This window comes from Nostoc sp. (assembly GCF_036917095.1).
Taxonomy (GTDB): Bacteria; Cyanobacteriota; Cyanobacteriia; order Cyanobacteriales; family Nostocaceae; genus Nostoc.
The window spans coordinates 206,021-227,069 of sequence record NZ_JBALFH010000014.1 but is presented as its reverse complement, the minus strand read 5'-3'; the positions used below and the strand labels follow the sequence as shown (position 1 = coordinate 227,069).

The following is a 21,049-nucleotide window of genomic DNA, read 5'->3' as shown; positions in this document are numbered from 1 at the left end:
ATTAGGTTCCAAAAAATCTCTCCCAGTTTATTGTTCCCTAAAATTATTTACTAATAACACATTAGATATTTTTCATGCAGTAAATCACTTCTCATTAGTGGTAGTTCTACCCTAAAAGTCGTACCAACTCCGACCTGGCTAGCGAAGATAATTCTTCCTCTATGAAGGTCTATACAGTTGTTGACTATTGCCAAGCCTAATCCAGTTCCTGGCGTATTCCCAACATTACTAGCTCGGTAGAATGGTTCAAATAAGTTCTGTTGCTCCTCTGGTAAAATGCCAATACCCTCATCTTGAATTAGAAAAACTGCGCTTTTATCTTGAATTAACAAATCAATTTCAACATTGCTACCGTCTGGTGAATATTTGACAGCGTTTGAAAGCAAGTTGCTGAGTATTTGTCGCAAAAGTTTCTTATCTATACAAGCCATAAAGCGATCGTCTGTTGATGAATCACCCAAATATTGGGGAGAAAAAACTAGGGTATGGTTGGGAGAACTTAGTTTAATTTCCTCTACCAAAGAACGACAGAAATTAATCAAATTAATACAAGTTGGTTCAAATGCTAATTTTCCAGCTTCAGCCTTATTAATTAGCAAAATATCATCTAATAGTTGAGTAGTGTGTTGAACATAAGTCTGAATACACTGGAGATGTTTATGCTTTTGTTGTTCATCTAGTTTATGGCTAAAACTTTTTAAGATTCCAGCAGAGGAAGCAATCACAGCTAAAGGAGTTCGGAACTCGTGGGAGGTCATAGAAATGAAACGAGATTTCAACTCACTGAGTTCTTTTTCTTTTACTAAAGCCTTACAAATATTTTCTTCAGCTTGTTTACGCTCGCGTATATCTTTAACTACACCGATCGTATAAATAGGTTTACCAAGCGGATCTCGAATTAAAGAACCCGTTAAATTTATCCAAATTACATCAGCATTTTTATGTAAATAGCGCTTCTCAATCGAGAATGTTTCTACCTTTCCTGATATTAATTTTTGCAACTGATTTAGATGGATTTGTATATCTTCTGGATGTGTGATATCTCTAAAGTTTTTCTTGAGGATTTCTTCTTGGCTATAGCCTAAAATTTCACACAACTTTTGATTAACTTTAACAAAATGTCCATCTAAAGTTTCTAGTTTAATTCCCACTGCTGCTTGATTAAAAATAGCTCTAAGTTCTGCCTCACTTTGTTGTAAGTCTAAAGTGCGTTGCTTAACCCTGACTTCTAAATCTTGATTGAGTTTTTGTAGAGCTTCTTGTGCTCGTTGTCTTTGCAGTTCAGCAGACGCTCTGGCTGCAAATACTTTGAGAATTCCTTCAAATTTATCTTGGTCAGGTATGGGTTTATCATCTACTATGCATAGTGAGCCAATTGGTTGACCAAAATCATCGCTCAAAATAACTCCCATAGAACTTTCAGCTTCCATAGCAGCTAATCTTTTCGCATTAGGAAAGAGTTGAGAAATTCTCGAACTACAGTGGTAAAATCCTTGCTTGAGCAAAATTTCACATGTAGTTGATTTTGGGTCATAGCAAATATTGGGTTGTAACCGCCCATCAGACCAAAATCCTAAAGTGTGAGCTTGCTCATCAATTAACTCACTTACTAAGGTGTTACGGACATCTAAAGTCAAAGAAATATGCTCAACTAATGCTGGGAAAAAGTCACGTCCAGTCGTAGAAGCTGTACTTTCTATCAAACTATGTAAGGCTGTTTCAGCTTGTTTCCGTTTTGTAATATCGATTCCGATGGCAACGGCGGCTGTATTTTGTTGATATTTTTGAGCTACGAGCAAATAATTGCATGTTTTACTATTAATTTGGACATCAATAACCTTAGAATCTGCGACATCTTGCCTATCTAAAAATTCATGCATAAATTCTGTAAATTGCGGGCTGTTTTCCATAAAGCCCAATTCTTGACCAACAAAAGCATCGGGAGTCAAGTTAAAACTTTCAGCTAAATGGCGATTAACCCCTAAATAATATCCATCATCATTTACCCAAGAAACAAACCCAGGTAGTGCATCTAAAACCGTTTGTAATTGCTCTTTTGCTTGTTGTAGATTTTTTTCCGCTCGTTTATATTCTGTAATGTCCTCGGAAATACACAACAGGTATTCGGGTTGTTGGTTTTTGTCATACAAAGGAATTTTAGTCATATGTAAAATTCTTCTGCCAAAACTAGGACTGTCAATAGGTTCTTCAGAAATATCTTGAGGTACGCCGCTAGCAAAACTTTCTAGGTCTTTTTGACAGAAAAAGTCTGCTTGTTCTTTCGGGAAGAATTCGTAATCTGTTTTGCCAATAGCCTGCTCTGCTGTGATACCAAAAATATTTTCGCAGGTATGATTCCAGAGCTTGACTGTTCCAAAACTTTCTGGTTTGGCATCTTTAACAAAGACGGCTACAGGCAGATTATTAATCATCGACTGTAAAAAGTTGCGAGTCTGTTGGAGTTCCTCTTGTGCTTTTCGGCTTTCAGTAATGTCAATGCCTGTACAAACGATATAATCAACTTGATTATCCCGATTAAGTAAGACCTTATTTGACCAAGAAATTAAGCGGCGATCGCTATTTTTAGTAACTAAAGAAGTTTCATAACGTTCAGGAAATTCTCTCTCGGCTAAATTTTTAAAAATATCTTTGATACATTTTGTTGTATCAGGTAACAGCAGCACATTCCAAACAAATTTTCCTTTAACTTCATCAAATGCGTAACCTGTAGCTTGTTCGCAAGTATAATTAAAGCGAACAATTTTTCCGTGACAATCTAGTACTATAACTAGAGCGTCTGTTAGATTCAAAACGGTAGAAACAAAATTACGCTCCAATCGCAGTTCTGCCTCGATTTTCTGGCGTTCTACAAGTTTAACTCGTGTATGATTGTAAAGTTCCGCTTGTAGAATAGAAACTGCCAGCAGACTGCTAGGAGTCACTAATCCAATTAATTCTCCTCGATCCCCAATAATAGGCAGATGGCAAATTCGATTTTTCCTCAGCAAATGTAACGCAGTAAAAACATCTTTAAAATCTATTAATTTCAATGTTATTAACTCTCTGGTCATCACTTGCTCAACACTGATATTCTCTATATTTTTACCTTGTGCTGTTAGCTTAATTAAATCTCTTTGCGTAATTATCCCCACTAAATGCGAGTTTTTTATAACTAAAACACAACTAGTGGCTTGAGATGTGTTGCTAGCTATATCTTTACCTGAATTAGGCAAATAATTGCTATCTCTGATTGGCAAACTATCATGATTACCTGATGCTTCATTGATTAATGCAATCACATTTGGAAGCATAATCTCAGAGCTAACAACAAGCGGATGACGAATGATTGTCTGTTGTAAATTATCAGAAATGAGAGAGTTAATGAACATTATGTATAGATGCCTGGAATAGAATTAGCTTTAAGAAAGAGGTAAATAATATTTTTACTTATAATTAATTAAAAAGCCTCAGTATTTTCTATGATTATTTTTATAGAGATTTAATATTAGTTTTAACAAGTTCTATTTGGTTTGAAATCTGATTTTTTTATTAGAGGATATTGTTTTTAATGATTTGAGTTATGAATTGCTCTTTGATTTAAAAAAATAACAGTTTTTAAGGTAGATGCAGCTTAATCGTAATCCAAGTAAGTAAAAAGTAAAATTTGAGCAAAGGACTAAACTTTAAAATGTCGGATTATGTTCATAATCCCAACACTTGTTATCCTGCCAGGTTCTAGTACTGGATTGACAGTCAAACTTATTGTAAATCCAGGGAATTGATGTAGGATTAGCATCTGAAGATAAAACGATCGAACTAACTGAAGACAATACATAAGAAGCGATAATAAAGCTAGAGCTTCCTAGAATAATTGAAGCTACTAGGAACAACACAAGATTAACAGGATTCAATTTGTGATTTACAGCCTTTTTAAGGTCTAGCTTATGTTGTAATCGACGCTCTATACCTGCTAGTGACATTAGGTTCAAACTCCTTTTGCAATTGGACGTAAACTTGAAATTTTAAATCCACTGAACTGGCTACAAACAAATAATTTTTATTAAATATTGTTTGTAATAGTTTTAGTATTCAGGATTTAAATGAAAATGTAATCGAGGAAAAACAGGAATTTTTTTTTGATTAAATTGAGGGTATTTACTTGAATGGCTATTTTGAATTGCTGAAGAAATACTGAGTCGCAACTCTAGATCATCCGTAGAATAGAGGATATTTTATAGAATAAGGGCACAGAACAAGCCAATAAAATCGATGATGTGAAACTTTAAAACAGTCTGGCTGATGAGAAAAATCACAGTAAAACAGAGGTTTGAGTGTTACTCTTGCGGCTGTTAATGAGTGAATTTTGAAGGCCGCAAATTTACTGAAGCTCTGAGGAGGTGTTTAAGTAAAACTGCGAATCCCATTCGTTTATAACACCTAGTCGTAAAGCAATTAAAATGCAAAAAATTTAAGGGATTTGGGGAAGACATCGCGCTGATGGGCAATATAAAGATATCTCAGGTATTTTGCCTGTTCTATATTTTTCTTGTCCAAGCGTGATTCGATTTACATCAAGCTATTAACACAATGCTATCGAGCTATAATTTTTTTGAAACGCGATCGCGTTTGTATTTTTAACTTATGAGTTATCCTTCTTGCCTCACGATCCTGCTGATTGATGATTGCGCTGAAGATCGGGAAGCATATCGTCGCTTTTTGGAGCAAGACAGCCTGTATACCTACCGATTTTTGGAGTTTGAAACGGGAAAACCAGCACTGAAATGGTGTCAACAGGAGATACCAGATATCATTTTGCTGGATTTTGCGTTGCCTGATGGGGATGGGCTGAAGTTTGTTCAGCAGTTTCGGGAATGTCATAACCATACCCAAACTGCTGTGATTATGCTGACAGCACAAGGGGATGAAATCAGTTCTGTCCGTGCGTTGACAAGTAGTGTGCAAGATTATCTAGTTAAAAATAAACTCACACTTGAAGTTCTTCAAGGTGCAATTCATCATGCCATTGAACGGATGGATTTGACTCGACAGTTAGAACAAAGTCGGGAACAACAACAACTGATTGCTGCGATCGCCTTACGGATTCGTCAGTCTCTGAAACTAGAAGAGATTCTGCCTACTATAGCAACAGAAGTACGGCAGTTTTTGAAAGCAGACCGAGTAGTGGTCTATCAATTTCAGCCGGATATGAGCGGTACAATTAAGGCGGAGTCAGTCCTTCCAGGTTGGACTGTGGCTTTGGGAAAGCAGATTTTGGACACCTGCTTTCAAAAGGCAGCCAGAAGTAATTATCTCCAAGGGAAAAAACGAGCAATCGACGATATTTATCAAGCTGGCTTAACGAATTGTCATTTGCAACTTCTAGAACAATTTGAAGTCAAAGCCAATTTGGTAGTACCTATTTTAGTCAAAGAGCAATTATGGGGATTATTAATTGCTCACCAATGTAGTGCATCTCGCCATTGGCAATCAGTAGAACTAGATTTGTTGGATCGACTGGCAGTGCAAATAGCGATCGCCATTCAACAGGGAAGTGCATATCAGCAATTACAGGCAGAACTGGCAGAACGCCAACGGACAGAAGCAGCCCTAAAAGCTAGCGAAGAGAAACTCAAGCTGACCCTGAATTTTGCTGGTATTGGCTATTGGGAATGGAACCCAATCACCCATCAAATATTTGCTAGTGAGAATGCAATTCGCTGTTTTGGTTCCGATCTGAGTGATGTGAACTGGACTTATGAAAAGTGGCTCAATCAGTTATATCCAGAGGATCGAGAATGGGTTGAGCCGGAACTGAGGCAGGCGATCGCCACCCAAACCGATTATGCTGTGGAATACCGAGTTGTCTGGCAAGATGGCAGCATTCATTGGGTATCGGCAAAAGGACGGGGAGTTTACGACGCAACCGGACAACTACTGCGGATGCTGGGCGTGCTGATAGATATCACAGAACGCAAGCTCTCAGAGGAAGAGCGGCGGCGTGCCCAGATGCTGCGAATTGAATTACATCTTTTGGAGCAGATTCTTGAAGTCGGGCTAGCAGGTTACTGGGATTGGGATATTCCGGGCAATCAGGAGTACTTGAGCTTAACCTTCAAGCAGATGTTCGGCTATGAAGATCGTGAATTGCCAAATACACCAGAGAGCTGGCAACGCTTGGTTTTTCCAGAGGATTTACCGGGTGTTCTAGAACTTTTCAAGCAACACGTCCAAAGTCGCGGACAAATCCCCTTTTACAATGAGGTGAGATATCGACATAAGGATGGTTCTACCGTTTGGGTAATTTGTTCCGGTCGCGTCATTGCCTGGGATCGAGACGGCAATCCCCTGCGGATGATTGGTTGCCATATTAACATTACACAGCGCAAACAGGCAGAAGCTCAATTATTAGCGATCGCTAATTTGCAGCAAGCCATTTTAGATGGTACTGACTATGCGATTATTTTTAATAACTCAAATGGCATTCAAACCTTTAACGCAGCTGCTCAGAAAATGTTGGGCTACAAAGCAGATGAGGTTGTTCGGCAAATAAATCCAACTACATTTCACGACCCGGAAGAACTCAACCAACGCGCAGCAGAACTCTCGTTGAAATTGGGTAGGGAAATTGCACCCGGTAGGGAATTTTTTACTATCGTCACTCAAGACGGAAGCACCTATGAAAACGAATGGACTTACATTCGCAAAGATGGCTCTCGTTTCCCTGTATTTCTGTCAGTGAAAATCCTTAAGGATCTGGAAGGACAGAATATCGGATTTTTGAGTATTGCCAAAGATATTACCCAGCAAAAACAAATAGAGACAGCCCTTCGAGACAGCGAACTCCGTTATGCACATCTGGCAGAAGCGGCTCCTGTAGCTATTTTCCGGCTAGATACCGTTGGTAAATGCATCTATGTCAACGATCGCTGGAGTGAGATGACTGGTAGACCAATACAGGCAGGATTGGGGGCAGGGTGGATAGAGGCTTTGCACCCAGAAGACGCCGAGCGTTTGGGGAGGGAATGGTCTCTAAAATTTGAGCAAGGATATGTTAATCCAAAAGAATTTTATCAGAGTGAAGGTAGGCATCTACGCCCAGATGGCAGTATCAACTGGTTTTATGTCCAAGTGCTACCCGAAATTAACGCCAACGACACCATTATTGGCTACATTGGCACACTGACAGATATTAGCGAACGCAAACAAGTAGAAGAACAGCTCCATCACCTCTCCGAACGGCTAACCATAGCTATCAAATCTGGAGGATTTGGTATTTGGGAATATGATTTCGTCCAAGCAAGCCAGATTTGGGACGATCGGATGTACGAACTGTATGGAGTGAGTAAAACTGATTTTAACGGTTCTTTTGATGCTTGGTTTAACTGCTTACATCCGGAAGATCGCCCTTATCTGCTGGAAACTATGGAGCAAGTTATACAAGGAAATCAAGAATATAATGTCGAGTTCCGCATCGTTCAACCAAGTGGAGAAATTCGTTTCCTCAAAGGCTACGGCATTCTCAAACGCGATCGGCAGGGTGAACCTGTACGGATGATTGGGGTTAACTATGATATTAGCGATCGCAAACAAGCCGAACAAGAACTCATCCACAACAGGGATTTACGAGAAGCAATTTTTAACGAATCTGCTGATGCCATCTTTCTGGTCGATCCGCAAACCCTGCTCACCCTGGATTGCAATCGGCAGGCAGTGGAACTGTTTGAGGCGGTTGACAAAGCTGAATTAGTCAGTATCAATGGTCAGACACTCCAACTGCGTCCATTCACTGCCAGCGAAACAGATGCGATCGTCAGAGATATGCAGTCAAAAGGTGTCTGGAGCCTAGAGATTGAATATATTACTCTTCAGGGTAAGATTTTCTGGGGAAACATTGCAGCCAAGCCGATTACTGTAGCCGGACGTACCATGAATCTAGTCCGGATCGCTGATATCAGCGAACGAAAAGAGGCACAAGAGGCATTGGCGAAATATGCCCATGAGGTCGAAGATTTGTACAATAATGCTCCCTGTGGCTACCATTCTCTCGACAGCGAAGGCCGATTGCTTAAGGTCAACGAGACTGAACTGCAATGGTTAGGTTATACCCGTGAGGAAATGATTGGCCAACCCCTGGTGAATTTTTTCACTCAAGCCAGTCGCTTGTCCTTCGCGCAAAACTATCCTCGCTTCAAAAAGCAGGGTTCAGTGAAAGATTTGGAGTTGGACATCATTTGTAAAGATGGTACAGTTTTCCCCGTGCTGGTAAGCGCTACTGCTGTCAAGGATGCTGAAGGAAACTATCTATACAGCCGCACCACCCTATTTGATATCCGCGAACGCAAACAAACCGCGCAAGAACTGGAAGAATCACGCAAAATGCTGCAAACGGTACTAGATACATTTCCGCAACGTGTTTTCTGGAAAGACCGCCAATCGCGGTTTATTGGTTGCAATCCAGCATTTATCCGCCATTCTCAACTGACAACCGATGACATTATCGGCAAGACCGATTTTGAATTACCTTGGGCAAAGTTAGCACACCTCTACTGTGCAGACGATATGATGGTGATGAACACCCGAACACCTAAACTAGGCTATGAGGAGCCATTTGAAGGGGCTAATGGCGAACAACTCTGGCTACAAACTAATAAAGTGCCCCTGACCAATAGCGCAGGAGAGGTGATTGGCATACTGGTATCTCACGAAGATATCACAGAACGCAAACAAGCCGAAGCACAATTACGGCAAACGAATGAGCAGCTTGCTAACGCAAATATAGAACTTGCCCGCGCCACTCGCCTCAAAGACGAATTTCTCGCAAACATGAGCCATGAACTGCGAACACCTCTCAATGCGATTTTGGGTATGTCAGAGGGTTTACAAGAAAGTGTATTTGGCTCCATTAATGAAAGACAAGTAAAAGCGATCGCCACTATTGAGCGCAGTGGCAGACATTTGTTAGAACTAATCAACGACATTCTAGACTTGTCTAAAATCGAATCTGGCAAACTGGAACTGCAATTGAGTGATGTTTCTGTCAGGAGCCTCTGTGATACCAGCATTGCTTTTGTTAAACAGATGGCTTTGAAAAAGAATATTCATCTTATGACTCATATTTCTGAGCATATTGACAGCATCCAAGTAGACGATCGCCGCCTGCGTCAGGTACTGATCAACCTGCTGAGTAACGCTGTCAAGTTCACACCAAACGGCGGATCTGTAACGCTAGAAGTCCGGCTAGAAGGGGCAGGGGGCACAGGGGAAGAGAGGCAGGGGGAGCAGGGGAGGCAGGGGAAGCAGGGAGCAGGGAGCAGGGAGCAGGGGGAAAATTTCTCTCCTCTGCACCCTTCCCCCTGCCCCTCTGCCTCATCTCCCTTGTCCCCCTCATCCTCCCCAAACCTCTGCTTCCAGATCGCTGACACTGGCATTGGTATCGCTGCTGGAGAAATTGGCAAGCTGTTTCAGCCTTTTATCCAGCTTGACAGTAGCCTTAACCGTCAGTACAGTGGCACTGGTCTAGGTTTGGCACTAGTACAAAAGATTGTCACCCTACATGGAGGAACGGTCTTAGTTAGGAGTGAAGTTGGAGAGGGAAGTTGTTTTACCGTCTACATTCCTTACCATGCTAGCAACAATATGTCAACAACACAGGTAACTACTTTATTGCCCAGCTATCACTTACCTGCTGAGAATGCTCAAGTTTTAATTATCGAAGATTCTGTTGCGGCGGCTGACCAAATTACTCGCTACTTCAGCGAAATGGGAATGCAACCCATCATCCATCCCACAGGTGAAGGAGCAGTAGAAGAAGTGCTGCGCCTTCAACCTGCTCTGATTATTCTGGATTTGCAACTACCGAACCTATCCGGTTGGGAGGTGCTCAATCAACTCAAGACCAACCCAAAAACCAAATATATTCCAGCGATCATCATTTCAGTTGTGGATGAGCGTAGCAAAGGACTAGCTCAGGGAGCGTTTGAATATCTGGTCAAACCCATTACCCGCACTCAACTTCAAGCAACTATAGATAAACTACAACATTCTGCCCCTTCTAACCCGCCAAATCTAATTGGCGTACCAGAAGCAGTTCTAGACACTCCTTTGATTTTACTGGCAGAAGATAATCAAGCAAATATTGATACTATGTCCGGCTATCTTGAAGGTCGAGGGTATCATCTGATTCTGGCAAACAATGGACAACAAGCTATTGACCTTGTTAGAGTTCAACGCCCCGACTTAATTGTAATGGACATTCAAATGCCGGGAATGGATGGGTTGGAAGCAATGCGGCGTATCCGTAACGATCGGCAATTTGTGCATATTCCGATCGTTGCACTAACGGCCCTAGCCATGCCTGGCGATCGCGAAACTTGTTTGGCAGCTGGAGCTAACGAATATTTCACCAAACCGATAAAACTTAAACAGCTTGTAGCCACAATTCAACAACTCTTAAGCAGGTAGCGGAAATTCTCGATGGATATTCAAGCCTCTATTTTAGTGATCGACGATCAACCCGATAATTTTGACGTTGTTGAAACCTTACTGGATGGTGAAAACTACCAGCTTTACTACGCTCCTAGTGGTCAACAAGCTCTAAATCGCCTCGATAGTTTTCAGCCCGATCTGATTTTATTAGATGTGATGATGCCCGATCTTGATGGGATGGAAGTCTGCCGACGCATCAAAGCCGATCCACAATGGCAAGCAGTGCCAATCATCATGGTGACAGCATTAACCGAGAAAGAAGATTTGGCTCGATGTCTGGCGACGGGTGCAGATGACTTCATTAGTAAACCCGTTAACGGTGTGGAATTACGAGCCAGAGTTAATTCCATGTTGCGAATTAAGCAGCAATACGACAGTATGCAAGTATTGCTCAAGCTGCGAGAAGACATGGTAAATATGATTGTGCACGATCTGCGAAATCCACTTACCACTATTATCTTAGGAGCAGAGATTCTTCGATCGCCAGGTTTCTCACGGGAACGACAGCAAGGAAAAGTCGATCAAATTTTACTTGCTGGACAACAACTACAATCGTTAATTGATAGTTTGCTAATTATGGCAAAGCTGGAATCTGGCAAAATGGTTCTCAACTACACAGAAGTGGATCTTTGTGCGCTGTGTATATCAGCTGTAGAAGATATTGAGGCGATCGCTACTCAAAAAAACCTGACCCTGATACGTGAATTTCCCGAACCTGGTGGCATTGTTGCAGTAGACGCAGTGATTTTTCGTCGAGTGCTAGATAATTTGCTCTCCAATGCCATTAAGTTCTCCCCCTTCAATTCTCAAGTCATCCTCCGGGGAGAGTATTTGCCAGCAGGTGGTGCTAAAGTGCAAGTCGCTGATTCCGGTTCGGGAGTTCGTCAAGACTTACGGCAAATCATTTTCGAGAAGTATGAAATTGGAACTCTGATGTCAGAAATGCCGCAAATTGGTTTAGGATTGGCTTTCTGCAAAATGGCGATCGAGGCACATTCCGGTACGATTACCATTGAAGATAATCATCCAAATGGTAGTATTTTTACTGTATTAGTCAAAAATAAATAATTAACTCTAAACTGTCTTATCGCGCAATTACTATAACAAAGTCATCACTACTTGGTAAGATTATACAGGGTTAAATTTTCTTACCAACGTCGTATATACAAAATTCCTCATGGAGTAGTTTAATGTTCAATGATTTATTATCTAAACTTAGAATAATAATCTTTAAGCAAATAAAATCTATCTAAAGATATTAATTCTTGGTACAAAAGATAGTTGCTGGCAATATATATATTGTGAGAAAAGACATACTAATCATCTACTTTGCCTAAAAGAAAGGAGGCAAAATTTGCCAGACAACTGTATTGGACGACTATAGAGTTTTAAAAGGTGAAGCAGAGAATAGCTCTAATTACTGCTCAGATTGAGGAAGTGCTAATTAATTACCATACTCCAGATTAAATCTCCAAATTTAAAGACGAGAAGAAATAATTTCCGGTAACAATTTATTCTCGACATATATAAAGCCGCAGCTTGTGACTGGCTGATACAACTGTTGCTAGCCTGTCTCTCTGCTCATTCCAGATAAAAGTAATGTAACGATAATGACGCGATCGCCAAATTCAGAAAACAATCAGGAACCATCTAGTCGTCGTCTGTGGCTTCTGCTTTTAGGACGTATCAGTTTGGCTCTGGGTGGGGTTTTGCTAATTGGAATTATAGTTGGTGCTTGGTGGGCTAGAAACTATGTATACAAAGATTTAGCACCGTTAGTACAGCAAAATCTTGAGCAATTACTGGGGCGTCCAGTAAAAGTTGGGAAAGTTGAACGTTTTTCGCTTTCTAGTCTGAGATTTAGTTCTTTATCAATACCAGCAACTCCGACTGATGCAGATCGGGTGGTAGCAAAAGCTTTGGAAGTGCAGTTCTCGCCGTTGCAACTTCTTCTTAGCCGAAAATTAGCATTAAATGTCACCTTAGTTCAGCCCAATGTCTACGTTCAACAGGATAAAGATGGTCGTTGGGTGACAGCCCAAGTTAAAGCTGGGGAGGGACAAGGTTTTATTCAAACTGAGTTGCAGTCACTTCAAATTCAAGATGGCGATATAGAGTTGATGCCATTTACTGCACCGACTAAACCCAAAGGCTCAGTCATATTAGATCGAGTTGGTGGTATTGCCCGATTTTCCGATCGAAATCAAAGGATCGGTTATGACTTCAATACTCAACTCACTAGGGGAGGCGCTGTTAAAATTGTTGGCGAAACCCAACTAAAAGCTCAACAAACTAACCTCCAACTTTCAGCACAAAATTTACAAGTATCTGAGATCGCTAGATTAATTCAGTTACCGATCGCTCTGCAAGCAGGATATTTAAATGCTGACTTAGGGGTGCAGATTCCACCCAAACTGTCAGATATCGCGATTACGGGAACAGCTACAGCTAATCAGATCGCTGCTAAAATCCAAAATATTCCTCAGCCGATTTCTAATTTTAATGGGAGATTTCTATTTCAGGGTCAGACAGTTGCTTTAGATAATCTGAGTACGAACTTTGGCAAAGTTCCGATTCTGGCAAATGGAACAATTAATACTCAAACAGGTTTTAATGTCTCTGCTCAGATCAGACCAGTTACTGCGAAAAATATCTTAGATACATTGAAAGTGAGTTCGTCAGTCCCAGCTAGTGGCGAAATTCAAGCAAATATTAAAATACTAGGCGCACTTCAGCAACCAGTCGTCAGCGGTACAGTAAGTAACACCAAACCGATTCAAATTGACCGGGTTCAATTTAAAAGCATCAATACTGATTTCCGCTTGAATGCATCTCAAACTGCGTCTCAACTTACTGTCTCCAATCTGAAAATAGTCCCCGCAGCAGGTGGTCAAATCACAGGAGCCGGTCAAGCTAATTTGGGAGCTAAAGATGGGGTAATATTTAATGCTCAAGCTGATGGGATATCAGGAGATATACTAGCACGCAGCTATGGCGTAACTCTCCCGATCGCAGTTGGAAATGTCTCAGCAAAAGCCCAAATTTCTGGCTCACTTGGCAAACAGCCCTTGAACCTTGATATTTCCAATGTTCAGGTAACGCCACCAGCCGGAGGGCAAATCACAGCCAATGGTCAAATTCAACTGGCTCCCGAAGGTCAGGTAGGCGTAAATATTCAAGCTCAAGGTATCCCAGGAAATGCGATCGCTCAAGGTTACGGCATTTCAACTCCCATTAATATTGGTGGTATATCTGCGAACGCTAAAATTTCTGGCTCTCTGGGTACACCCTTAAACGTCAATATTTCTCGCGTTCAAGCAAATCCAGATGTGGGAGGGCAAGTCACAGCTAGCGGACGAGTTCAGCTTGTACCTCAAGGTAGGGTGGCATTGAATGTCCAAGCAAAAAATATACCAGGGGATGCGATCGCCAAAGCCTACAATTCCTCACCCTCCATCACCATTGGGAATGTCTCGGCAAATGCGGATATTTCCGGGACTCTGAGCAATCTGCAAACAGTAGCGCGGGTGCAAGCGCCTAGTGCCACCTATCCCACTAGTGGACGAGTTGTTGTTACCAAACAAGGAGAGAATATCGTCTTTCCCGATGTGGTTGTGAACGTGGCGGGTGGGACAATCACCGCTCAAGGTCAACTTGCACAACAACGCTGGCAAGGATCTGTCAAAACTTCTCAAATTCAACTCAGCCGTTTCTCACCACAACTGCGAGGACGGCTGAATAGCAATATTCAGTTAGCTGGCACAACCCAATCTTTCCAGCTTGCGGATATTCGTGCCGCCGGACAAATCAGCCTTCCCCAAGGAGTCGCGCAGCTGGCAAAACCGCTCACCGCACAATTTCAGTGGAATGGACAGCAGATTATAGTTGAAAACGCAAGTACCGCAGGATTTACTGCTAATGGTGCGATCGCTATTCAGTCTCCCCCAACTGGCGCACCCCAAATTGCCGGATTTGATTTAAATGTACTGGCGCGAAATTTCAACTTACAAAATACTGGCTTCAAAGTTCCTGGGGATGTAGCAATAGCAGGGCGACTTGATTTTAATGGAAAAGTTACAGGTACTCCAGATGTACCGCAAGCTAATGGGAATATCCGACTGCGGAATTTCAATGTAAGTAACTTGGCATTTGACCCACTTTTAACCGGAAATGTGAATTTTCAAGGCGGACAAGGAGGAAGTCTGCGATTAGCTGGGAAACAAGATCGGATTGCCCTTAATTTAGGTGCAGATTATCGTCCCACCTCATTTTTAGTTAAACGCGATGAGGCAGTTACTACAGGTAGAACTGAGGGAGATAATTTGATTGTCAACGCCCAAGAGTTTCCCATCGCTCTTGTTGGCGGCTTTTTACCTAACAATCAATTGAAACCTTTGGGGGGGCAATTATCGGGTAATTTAGTTGTCAATCTGAGTAATTATGCCATTGCGGGAGACGTTGCGATCGCAGGGCCTCGTGTTGCCAGAGTTGCAGCAGATGAATTTCGCGGCAGCATCAATTATGCTGATGGTACGGCTAGCTTGGCTAATGGTCAATTGCGGATTGGCGATACCAACATCGCTCTCAGTGGCAATGTGCAAGCAGGGAATGACCCGCAATTTCAATTCCAAGCTAATTTTGCCGAAGCCAAAATCCAGAGACTTTTACAAGCGTTTAATATCTTCGACTTTCAAGACCTTAGTACCGGGTTGCAGCCTCCAACGTTAGCTGGTGCAGAAGCACTTCCAACTGAATCTATCAGTTTGCCCGATGCAGATTTGAAAACACAGTTAGCATATTTCTCAAATATTACAGCAGCGATCGCCAAAGAACAGCAAGCAGAGAAAAAACAAACCCCATCTTTGCCCAGCCTTGCAGAATTAACAGGTGCTTTAAGCGGAGCAATTACAGCCAATGGCTCCTTAAAATCTGGGTTGAATGTCGGCTTTAATTTTCAAGGTGCTAATTGGCAATGGGGTAATTATTCCATTAATCAAGTCGTTGCTCAAGGGACTTTTGCCGATGGTATCGTCACACTTTCACCCTTGAGTGTGGGGATTGATCGAGGACTAGTGGCCTTTTCAGGACAGTTAGGAACTGAGCAACTATCTGGAAAATTGAATGTAGCCAGTCTACCTCTATCACTTTTAGAACCTTTTATTGAAAAATACCCCGTAGATATCACTGGTAATGTAAATGCTGATGCCACCTTAGCAGGTAGTTTGCAAGACCCTAGTGCAAAAGGCAAAGTGACACTAGCGAATGCAACTCTCAACAAGCAAGCTGTACAAACAGGAGAAGTGAACTTTGACTACAACAAAGCTCGCTTGAATTTTGATAGTACCTTACTCGTGACAGGAACGCAGCCAGTCGCCATTACAGGTAGCGTACCTGCTCCTTTGCCTTTTCCCAAAGTGCAACCGGATAGCAATCAAATCAACATCAACGCCAATGTGCAAAATGAAGGATTGGCACTGTTAAATCTGTTGACCAACAATCAAGTCGCTTGGGTAGACGGTCAAGGAAAAGTAGATTTAAACGTTCAAGGTACTTTAAACGAACCAATTATCAACGGCAACGCCACACTTAATAATGCAACCTTTCGCGCTGAAGCCTTATCTGAACCTCTAACGAATGTCACAGGAACAGCGCAATTTAATGGTACTACGGTAAGCGTTGAAAATATCCAAGGTAATTACAATCAAGGGCAAGTAACTGCATCAGGCATCTTGCCAATTTTTGATCCTCAACAAGCCGCAGCGAATCCCCTGACAGTATCAATAGCAGACAAACTCAATTTTAAGCTTGCAGGACTGTATGAAGGCGGTGTTGGTGGCGATGTCGTGATTCGCGGCACAGCCTTAAAACCTGTAATTGGTGGAGAGATTAAACTGAGTGATGGTCAGGTAATTATTGGCAACTCGCCTACTACTGCTAAAAAATCAGCAGCGACAGCAGAGGCTAATACTAACGTCATAAATTTAGATAGACAAGAGGTTAACCCTAACGTCACACCGACAGCAGACGGAAGCGCTAACCCAGTGGTGGTGACAGCAGACGGAAGCAATAACCCAGTGGTGACAGCAGACGGAAGCGCTAACGCAACCAGTCTACCCAATTTGCCTGTAGAGTTTGCAGATTTAAAGTTGATTTTAGACAAAGATATTCGGGTTACCACTCAGTCACTACTCAGCTTTGTACCAGGAGGAGCAGCATTAAGTCAGCCTTTATTGAGCTTTGACGCCAAAGGCGACTTGACCATTAATGGTACATTAGCCAAACCGCTTCCTGAAGGAGTCATTCGTTTAACTGGAGGACGACTGAGCTTATTTTCCACTACGTTTACCTTGGCGCGGGGCTATGAACAAACTGCGCGGTTTACTCCAAGTCAAGGACTTGACCCTACTTTGGATGTCCGACTGACGGCAATTGTACCGGAAGCATCAGCAAGGAACACTCAAACTTTGGAATCACCCTTGTCTTCTGAAGTCAGCGATATTTCTGTCAATAACTTTGGGACTTTACGTAGCGTTACCGTTCAAGCTAGAGTGAGCGGCCCAGCTAGTAAATTAGGCGACAATCTAGAACTGACGAGCGAACCTAGCCGTAGCAAGGGAGAAATAGTTGCTCTCTTGGGTGGCTCAATTCTGGGTTCTTTCGGTCAAGCAGATGCAGGCCAAGGGCTGACTAATTTCGCTAGTTCTACCATTTTAGGTGGTTTACAAGGAACTATCACTGCGATCGGACAGGCTGTTGGTTTCAGTGAGTTTCGGATATTTCCCACCCCAACCACTAATAATGAAAAAACGACAGCTTCAGTTCTGAATTTATCAGCAGAGGGTGTATTTGACATCAATAGAAATTTCTCTGCCTCTTTATCGCGCCCTCTTTCTAGCGATGAGGCTTTCCGTTATAACGTGCTTTATCGACTCAATGATGAAATTTTGATGCGAGGCTCAACTAATTTAGGGGATGAAAATCTATTACAAGTTGAGTATGAAACCCGATTTTAGCTCGATACAGTTCAGTCAAGCATTTATGATGACGAACCACAAAGGACGCAAAGGACACAAAGCAAGAAAAGAGTTTCAGTTGAAAAGTTGTTTAGTTTTTGCCAAACTCTTTCGGGTGTGATGGGGAGTTGGTATAGTCTACAGCTTGTAGCATTAGCGATCGCATTTGCAATAGCTGGCGCTGTACAATTGATGGTGATTTCCCCAACTCCTTTAGCGCCAAATGGGCCGTGGGGGTCGGCTTGTTCGACTAAAATTACTTCTATTGGTGGCATATCTGCCGCTGTGGGGATGCGATATTCTCGCAATGTCGGGTTTAAAATACATCCTTGTTCATCAAATAATAGTTCTTCACTTAAGGCATAGCCAATTCCCATAGCTATTCCACCGGTTGCTTGTCCGTGACAAATTCGCGGATTAATTGCTTTACCTAAATCAATCGCTTGCACACATCGTAAAACTTGAATTTTACCTGTTTCCATATCAACTTCTACTTCTACACCTTGAACAGCGAAAGTTAAAGTTGATTCATCTGCTGCATAAGTTACCTCTTCACTTATTTCTTCTCTGTTATCTCCGCGCCTCTGCGATTCGTTCTCTAATCTTTCTCGTAATTTTTCCGCCGCTAATTTAACTGCTTGTCCAGAAATATAAACTGTCGCAGAAGCATAAGAACCAGAATCAAAAGGTGTTCGTTGGGTATCGCCAGAAATAATATCAATATCGCTAACACTCACACCTAAAACTTCTGCTGCTATTTGCCGCAGAGTAGTATCTGAACCAGTTCCAACATCTACAGAACCAGTTCTTAATTCATATTTACCCTCAGCAACAAGTGATAATTTGACTTTGGCAATATGGATTTTAGATAAACCACTACCTTGCATAGAAACGGCAAATCCCACACCACGACGGCGAGAACCTTCTACCCTTGGTGGTGTCCCAGGAACATAACCAAGTGACTGCGTAACTTTTTCCCAGCATTCAGGAATGGCATAGCTACCAATTAAGTTAAAGTGGTCTTCAGACCTTCCTAAAGAAATTACATCTCCCGGACAAATGATATTTTTTAAACGGATTTCTATCGGGTCAATATTGAGCTTATTTGCAATTTCGTCGATTTGACATTCCATTGCAAAAGTGCCTTGAGTTGCACCATAACCGCGAAACGCACCCGCCGGCATTGTATTTGTATAGACTGCAAAACCTCGCAATCTTTTATTTGGACAGCGATATAAACCTAGAGGGATATAACCTGATAAAAATACTACTGTCTGTCCATGATTCCCATAAGCACCCGTGTTACCAATTATTTCCATATCTTGGGCAACAAGTATACCATCTGCTTTGACACCAGTTTTAATTTTGATTGTCATAGCATGACGGCTATTTGTGGCAGTAAATTCCTCTTTCCTGGTAAATTCCCATTGCACGGGTTTACCTGTGCGGAGGGTTGCTAAAACACAGAGGTCTTCTGATAAAATTTCTTGTTTGTTACCAAATCCGCCGCCAAGTTGTGCTTTATAAACGCGGATTTTATCTTCAGGTAAGTTGAAAATTTGTGAGAGTAACCGCTGACAGTGAAATGGTACTTGAGTACTGGAACGCACAACTAGATTTCCATCTGGTTCTAGCCAACTAATAGTTATATGCGGTTCCAAGTGGACGTGTTGTACTGCTGGTAATTTGTAAGTGTTCTCGACAATTAAATCTGCTTCGGCAAATCCCTGTTCTAAATCACCAGAGTCGAAAAATATTTGTCCAGCAATGTTACGATTTCTATTAGGAATTTGTGATGATTCTGGTTCATCATGAATCACAACACCGCTATCATTCATTGCTTGCACGGGGTCGATAACATGGGGTAAAATTTCGTAATCGACGGCAATTAATCGACAAGCTTGTTCGGCAATAGTTACTGATTCTGCAACTACAGCCGCAACGCGATCGCCTACAAATCTTACTTTATTATCTAATAGGTAGCGATCTAACGGATCGGGTACTGGTTCAGCATGTCCAGCGGTGGTATAAGGTATTCTGGGTACATCTTCGTGGGTGAAAATCGCAACAACACCGGGGAGGGCTTTGGCTTCTTGGGTGTCAATTTTGCGAATACGGGCGTGGGGATGAGGCGATCGCAGTACTTTAAGATGTAATAATCCAGGTGGTGAAATATCACCTGTGTAAGACGCTTTCCCAGTCACAATTAGTGCACCATCCTGTTTAGGAATGCTTTCTCCTACTGAGTGGGGACTAGCCAATGTAGTTGCTAGTGGGGAGTTTTGAGAAAGCAAAATACTCTCAATAATCGCTTGATATCCAGTGCAGCGGCAAAGATTTCCTTTTAAAGCTAAACGCAATTCATCTTCTGATAATTCAGGTAACTTTGCCGCACTCATAATCATCCCAGGAGTGCAGAAACCACATTGAAAACCTTGTGCTTGCAGAAATGCTTGCTGCATCGGCGCAAGTTCGCCATTCTGGGAAAGTCCTTCAATAGTAGTTACCGATTGATTTTTAATTCGCATTGCCGGATAAATGCAACTATGGATAGGTGTATCATTTACCCAAACTGTGCAAGCACCACAATCGCCAGAATCGCAAACACGATGAACACCAAACCAGCCTAATTGACGTAATAAACTCAAAAGGCTGGTTCCAGGGTGACAATTTTCTGTATAAGATTGATGATTAACTTCAAATATTAACTGTTCTGGCATAATAAAGCTGATAGCGATCGCTTGATTAAAACTGCCGTCAATTCTCGGCGATAAATTGCACTCGCCTTGGCATCTTCAATAAAATTTACCTTCTGTAAAAATGCGAAATCTTGCGTCTCTACATCTTCCAATTCCAGTATTTGGGGTGCAACAACACTAGCACCAATCACACAACGTACCTGTTGATGATTCCTAGCACTTACCACAATTGCTAAAGCTGGGTCAGTTGCAGCAATACCAAAGCGTTGATAGTTAACTTTCCATGTTAAATTAGATAAAGGAATTAAAACTCGCCTTAATATTTCTTCTGCTTGCAAAATTGTAGATTTGAAACCAAATTGAAAGTCTTTCGCCGCAACTTGACGCGACTCTCCTTTGATATTCCAAATTTCATAAGTTGCATCCAACGCTATCATTACTGGTGCTAAGGTTCCCACTGATAAAGCCAGGCAAATATTGCCTCCCACCGTCGCCACATTAATTACTTTTAATGATGCTGATAGTGCAGCAACCGCACTTTTTAATCCCTCGACTGCTGTCCATTCTGCTAACCAGGGATATTCCAATAATTTAATTAATGGACAAGTCGCACCAATAATTAAATAGTCTTCTTTTACTTCAATCTCTGACCATCCTAAACGTTGTATATCTACCAAAACTTGTAAATCTGGTTGTGGTTCAGAAAATAGCCACGTTCCACCTGCTAACCAAGCCCAGCCTTTACCCCAATTGGTGATAGTTTGAATATTATCGGGATTTAAATAAGTTTCGAGGTTTGGCAAATCCATCTTTTATTTAAACGCAGAGGAACGCGGAGGGAAGCGCAGAGTA

The 21,049-nt window shown here is 41.9% G+C and carries 6 protein-coding genes; 3 read left to right on the top strand and 3 right to left on the bottom strand.

The genetic code is table 11. The features are described from left to right. Window positions 1-50: 50 nt before the first annotated feature. Window positions 51-3,389, bottom strand: a complete 3,339-nt coding sequence (locus V7L01_RS03850) for a PAS domain S-box protein (RefSeq protein ID WP_335032070.1) — start codon at window positions 3,387-3,389, stop codon at window positions 51-53. Window positions 3,390-4,641: 1,252 nt separating this feature from the next. On the opposite strand from V7L01_RS03850, the gene V7L01_RS03845 reads away from it, so the two are divergent. The 3 genes from V7L01_RS03845 (at window position 4,642) to V7L01_RS03835 (ending at window position 17,498) form a co-directional block, all read left to right on the top strand. Beyond that, the gene (locus V7L01_RS03845; RefSeq protein WP_335032069.1) at window positions 4,642-10,461 is read left to right on the top strand and encodes a PAS domain S-box protein; all 5,820 of its coding nucleotides are present in this window, start codon (window positions 4,642-4,644) and stop codon (window positions 10,459-10,461) included. Window positions 10,462-10,473: 12 nt separating this feature from the next. After that, the gene (locus V7L01_RS03840) at window positions 10,474-11,553 is read left to right on the top strand and encodes a hybrid sensor histidine kinase/response regulator (RefSeq protein ID WP_335032068.1); all 1,080 of its coding nucleotides are present in this window, start codon (window positions 10,474-10,476) and stop codon (window positions 11,551-11,553) included. Window positions 11,554-12,095: 542 nt separating this feature from the next. Beyond that, window positions 12,096-17,498: a translocation/assembly module TamB domain-containing protein gene (locus V7L01_RS03835; protein ID WP_335032067.1), complete on the top strand. Its 5,403-nt coding sequence runs from the start codon at window positions 12,096-12,098 to the stop codon at window positions 17,496-17,498. 23 nt (window positions 17,499-17,521) lie between these two features. Here V7L01_RS03835 and V7L01_RS03830 read toward each other — a convergent pair whose 3' ends face one another. Both V7L01_RS03830 and V7L01_RS03825 read right to left on the bottom strand, forming a co-directional pair. Continuing rightward, a complete protein-coding gene (locus tag V7L01_RS03830) occupies window positions 17,522-20,218 on the bottom strand; it encodes a molybdopterin-dependent oxidoreductase (RefSeq protein ID WP_335032065.1) in 2,697 nt (898 codons plus the stop codon). Next, the gene (locus V7L01_RS03825) at window positions 20,203-21,006 is read right to left on the bottom strand and encodes an FAD binding domain-containing protein (protein WP_335032063.1); all 804 of its coding nucleotides are present in this window, start codon (window positions 21,004-21,006) and stop codon (window positions 20,203-20,205) included. The genes V7L01_RS03830 and V7L01_RS03825 overlap by 16 nt, the downstream gene beginning before the upstream one ends. Window positions 21,007-21,049 lie beyond the last annotated feature (43 nt).

Bases quoted from the DNA above. Each gene is read 5' to 3' on its own strand.
- V7L01_RS03850 (WP_335032070.1), bottom strand. From the start codon at position 3,389: ATGTTCATTAACTCTCTCATTTCTGATAATTTACAACAGACAATCATT.
- V7L01_RS03845 (WP_335032069.1), top strand. From the start codon at position 4,642: ATGAGTTATCCTTCTTGCCTCACGATCCTGCTGATTGATGATTGCGCT.
- V7L01_RS03840 (WP_335032068.1), top strand. From the start codon at position 10,474: ATGGATATTCAAGCCTCTATTTTAGTGATCGACGATCAACCCGATAAT.
- V7L01_RS03835 (WP_335032067.1), top strand. From the start codon at position 12,096: ATGACGCGATCGCCAAATTCAGAAAACAATCAGGAACCATCTAGTCGT.
- V7L01_RS03830 (WP_335032065.1), bottom strand. From the start codon at position 20,218: ATGCCAGAACAGTTAATATTTGAAGTTAATCATCAATCTTATACAGAA.
- V7L01_RS03825 (WP_335032063.1), bottom strand. From the start codon at position 21,006: ATGGATTTGCCAAACCTCGAAACTTATTTAAATCCCGATAATATTCAA.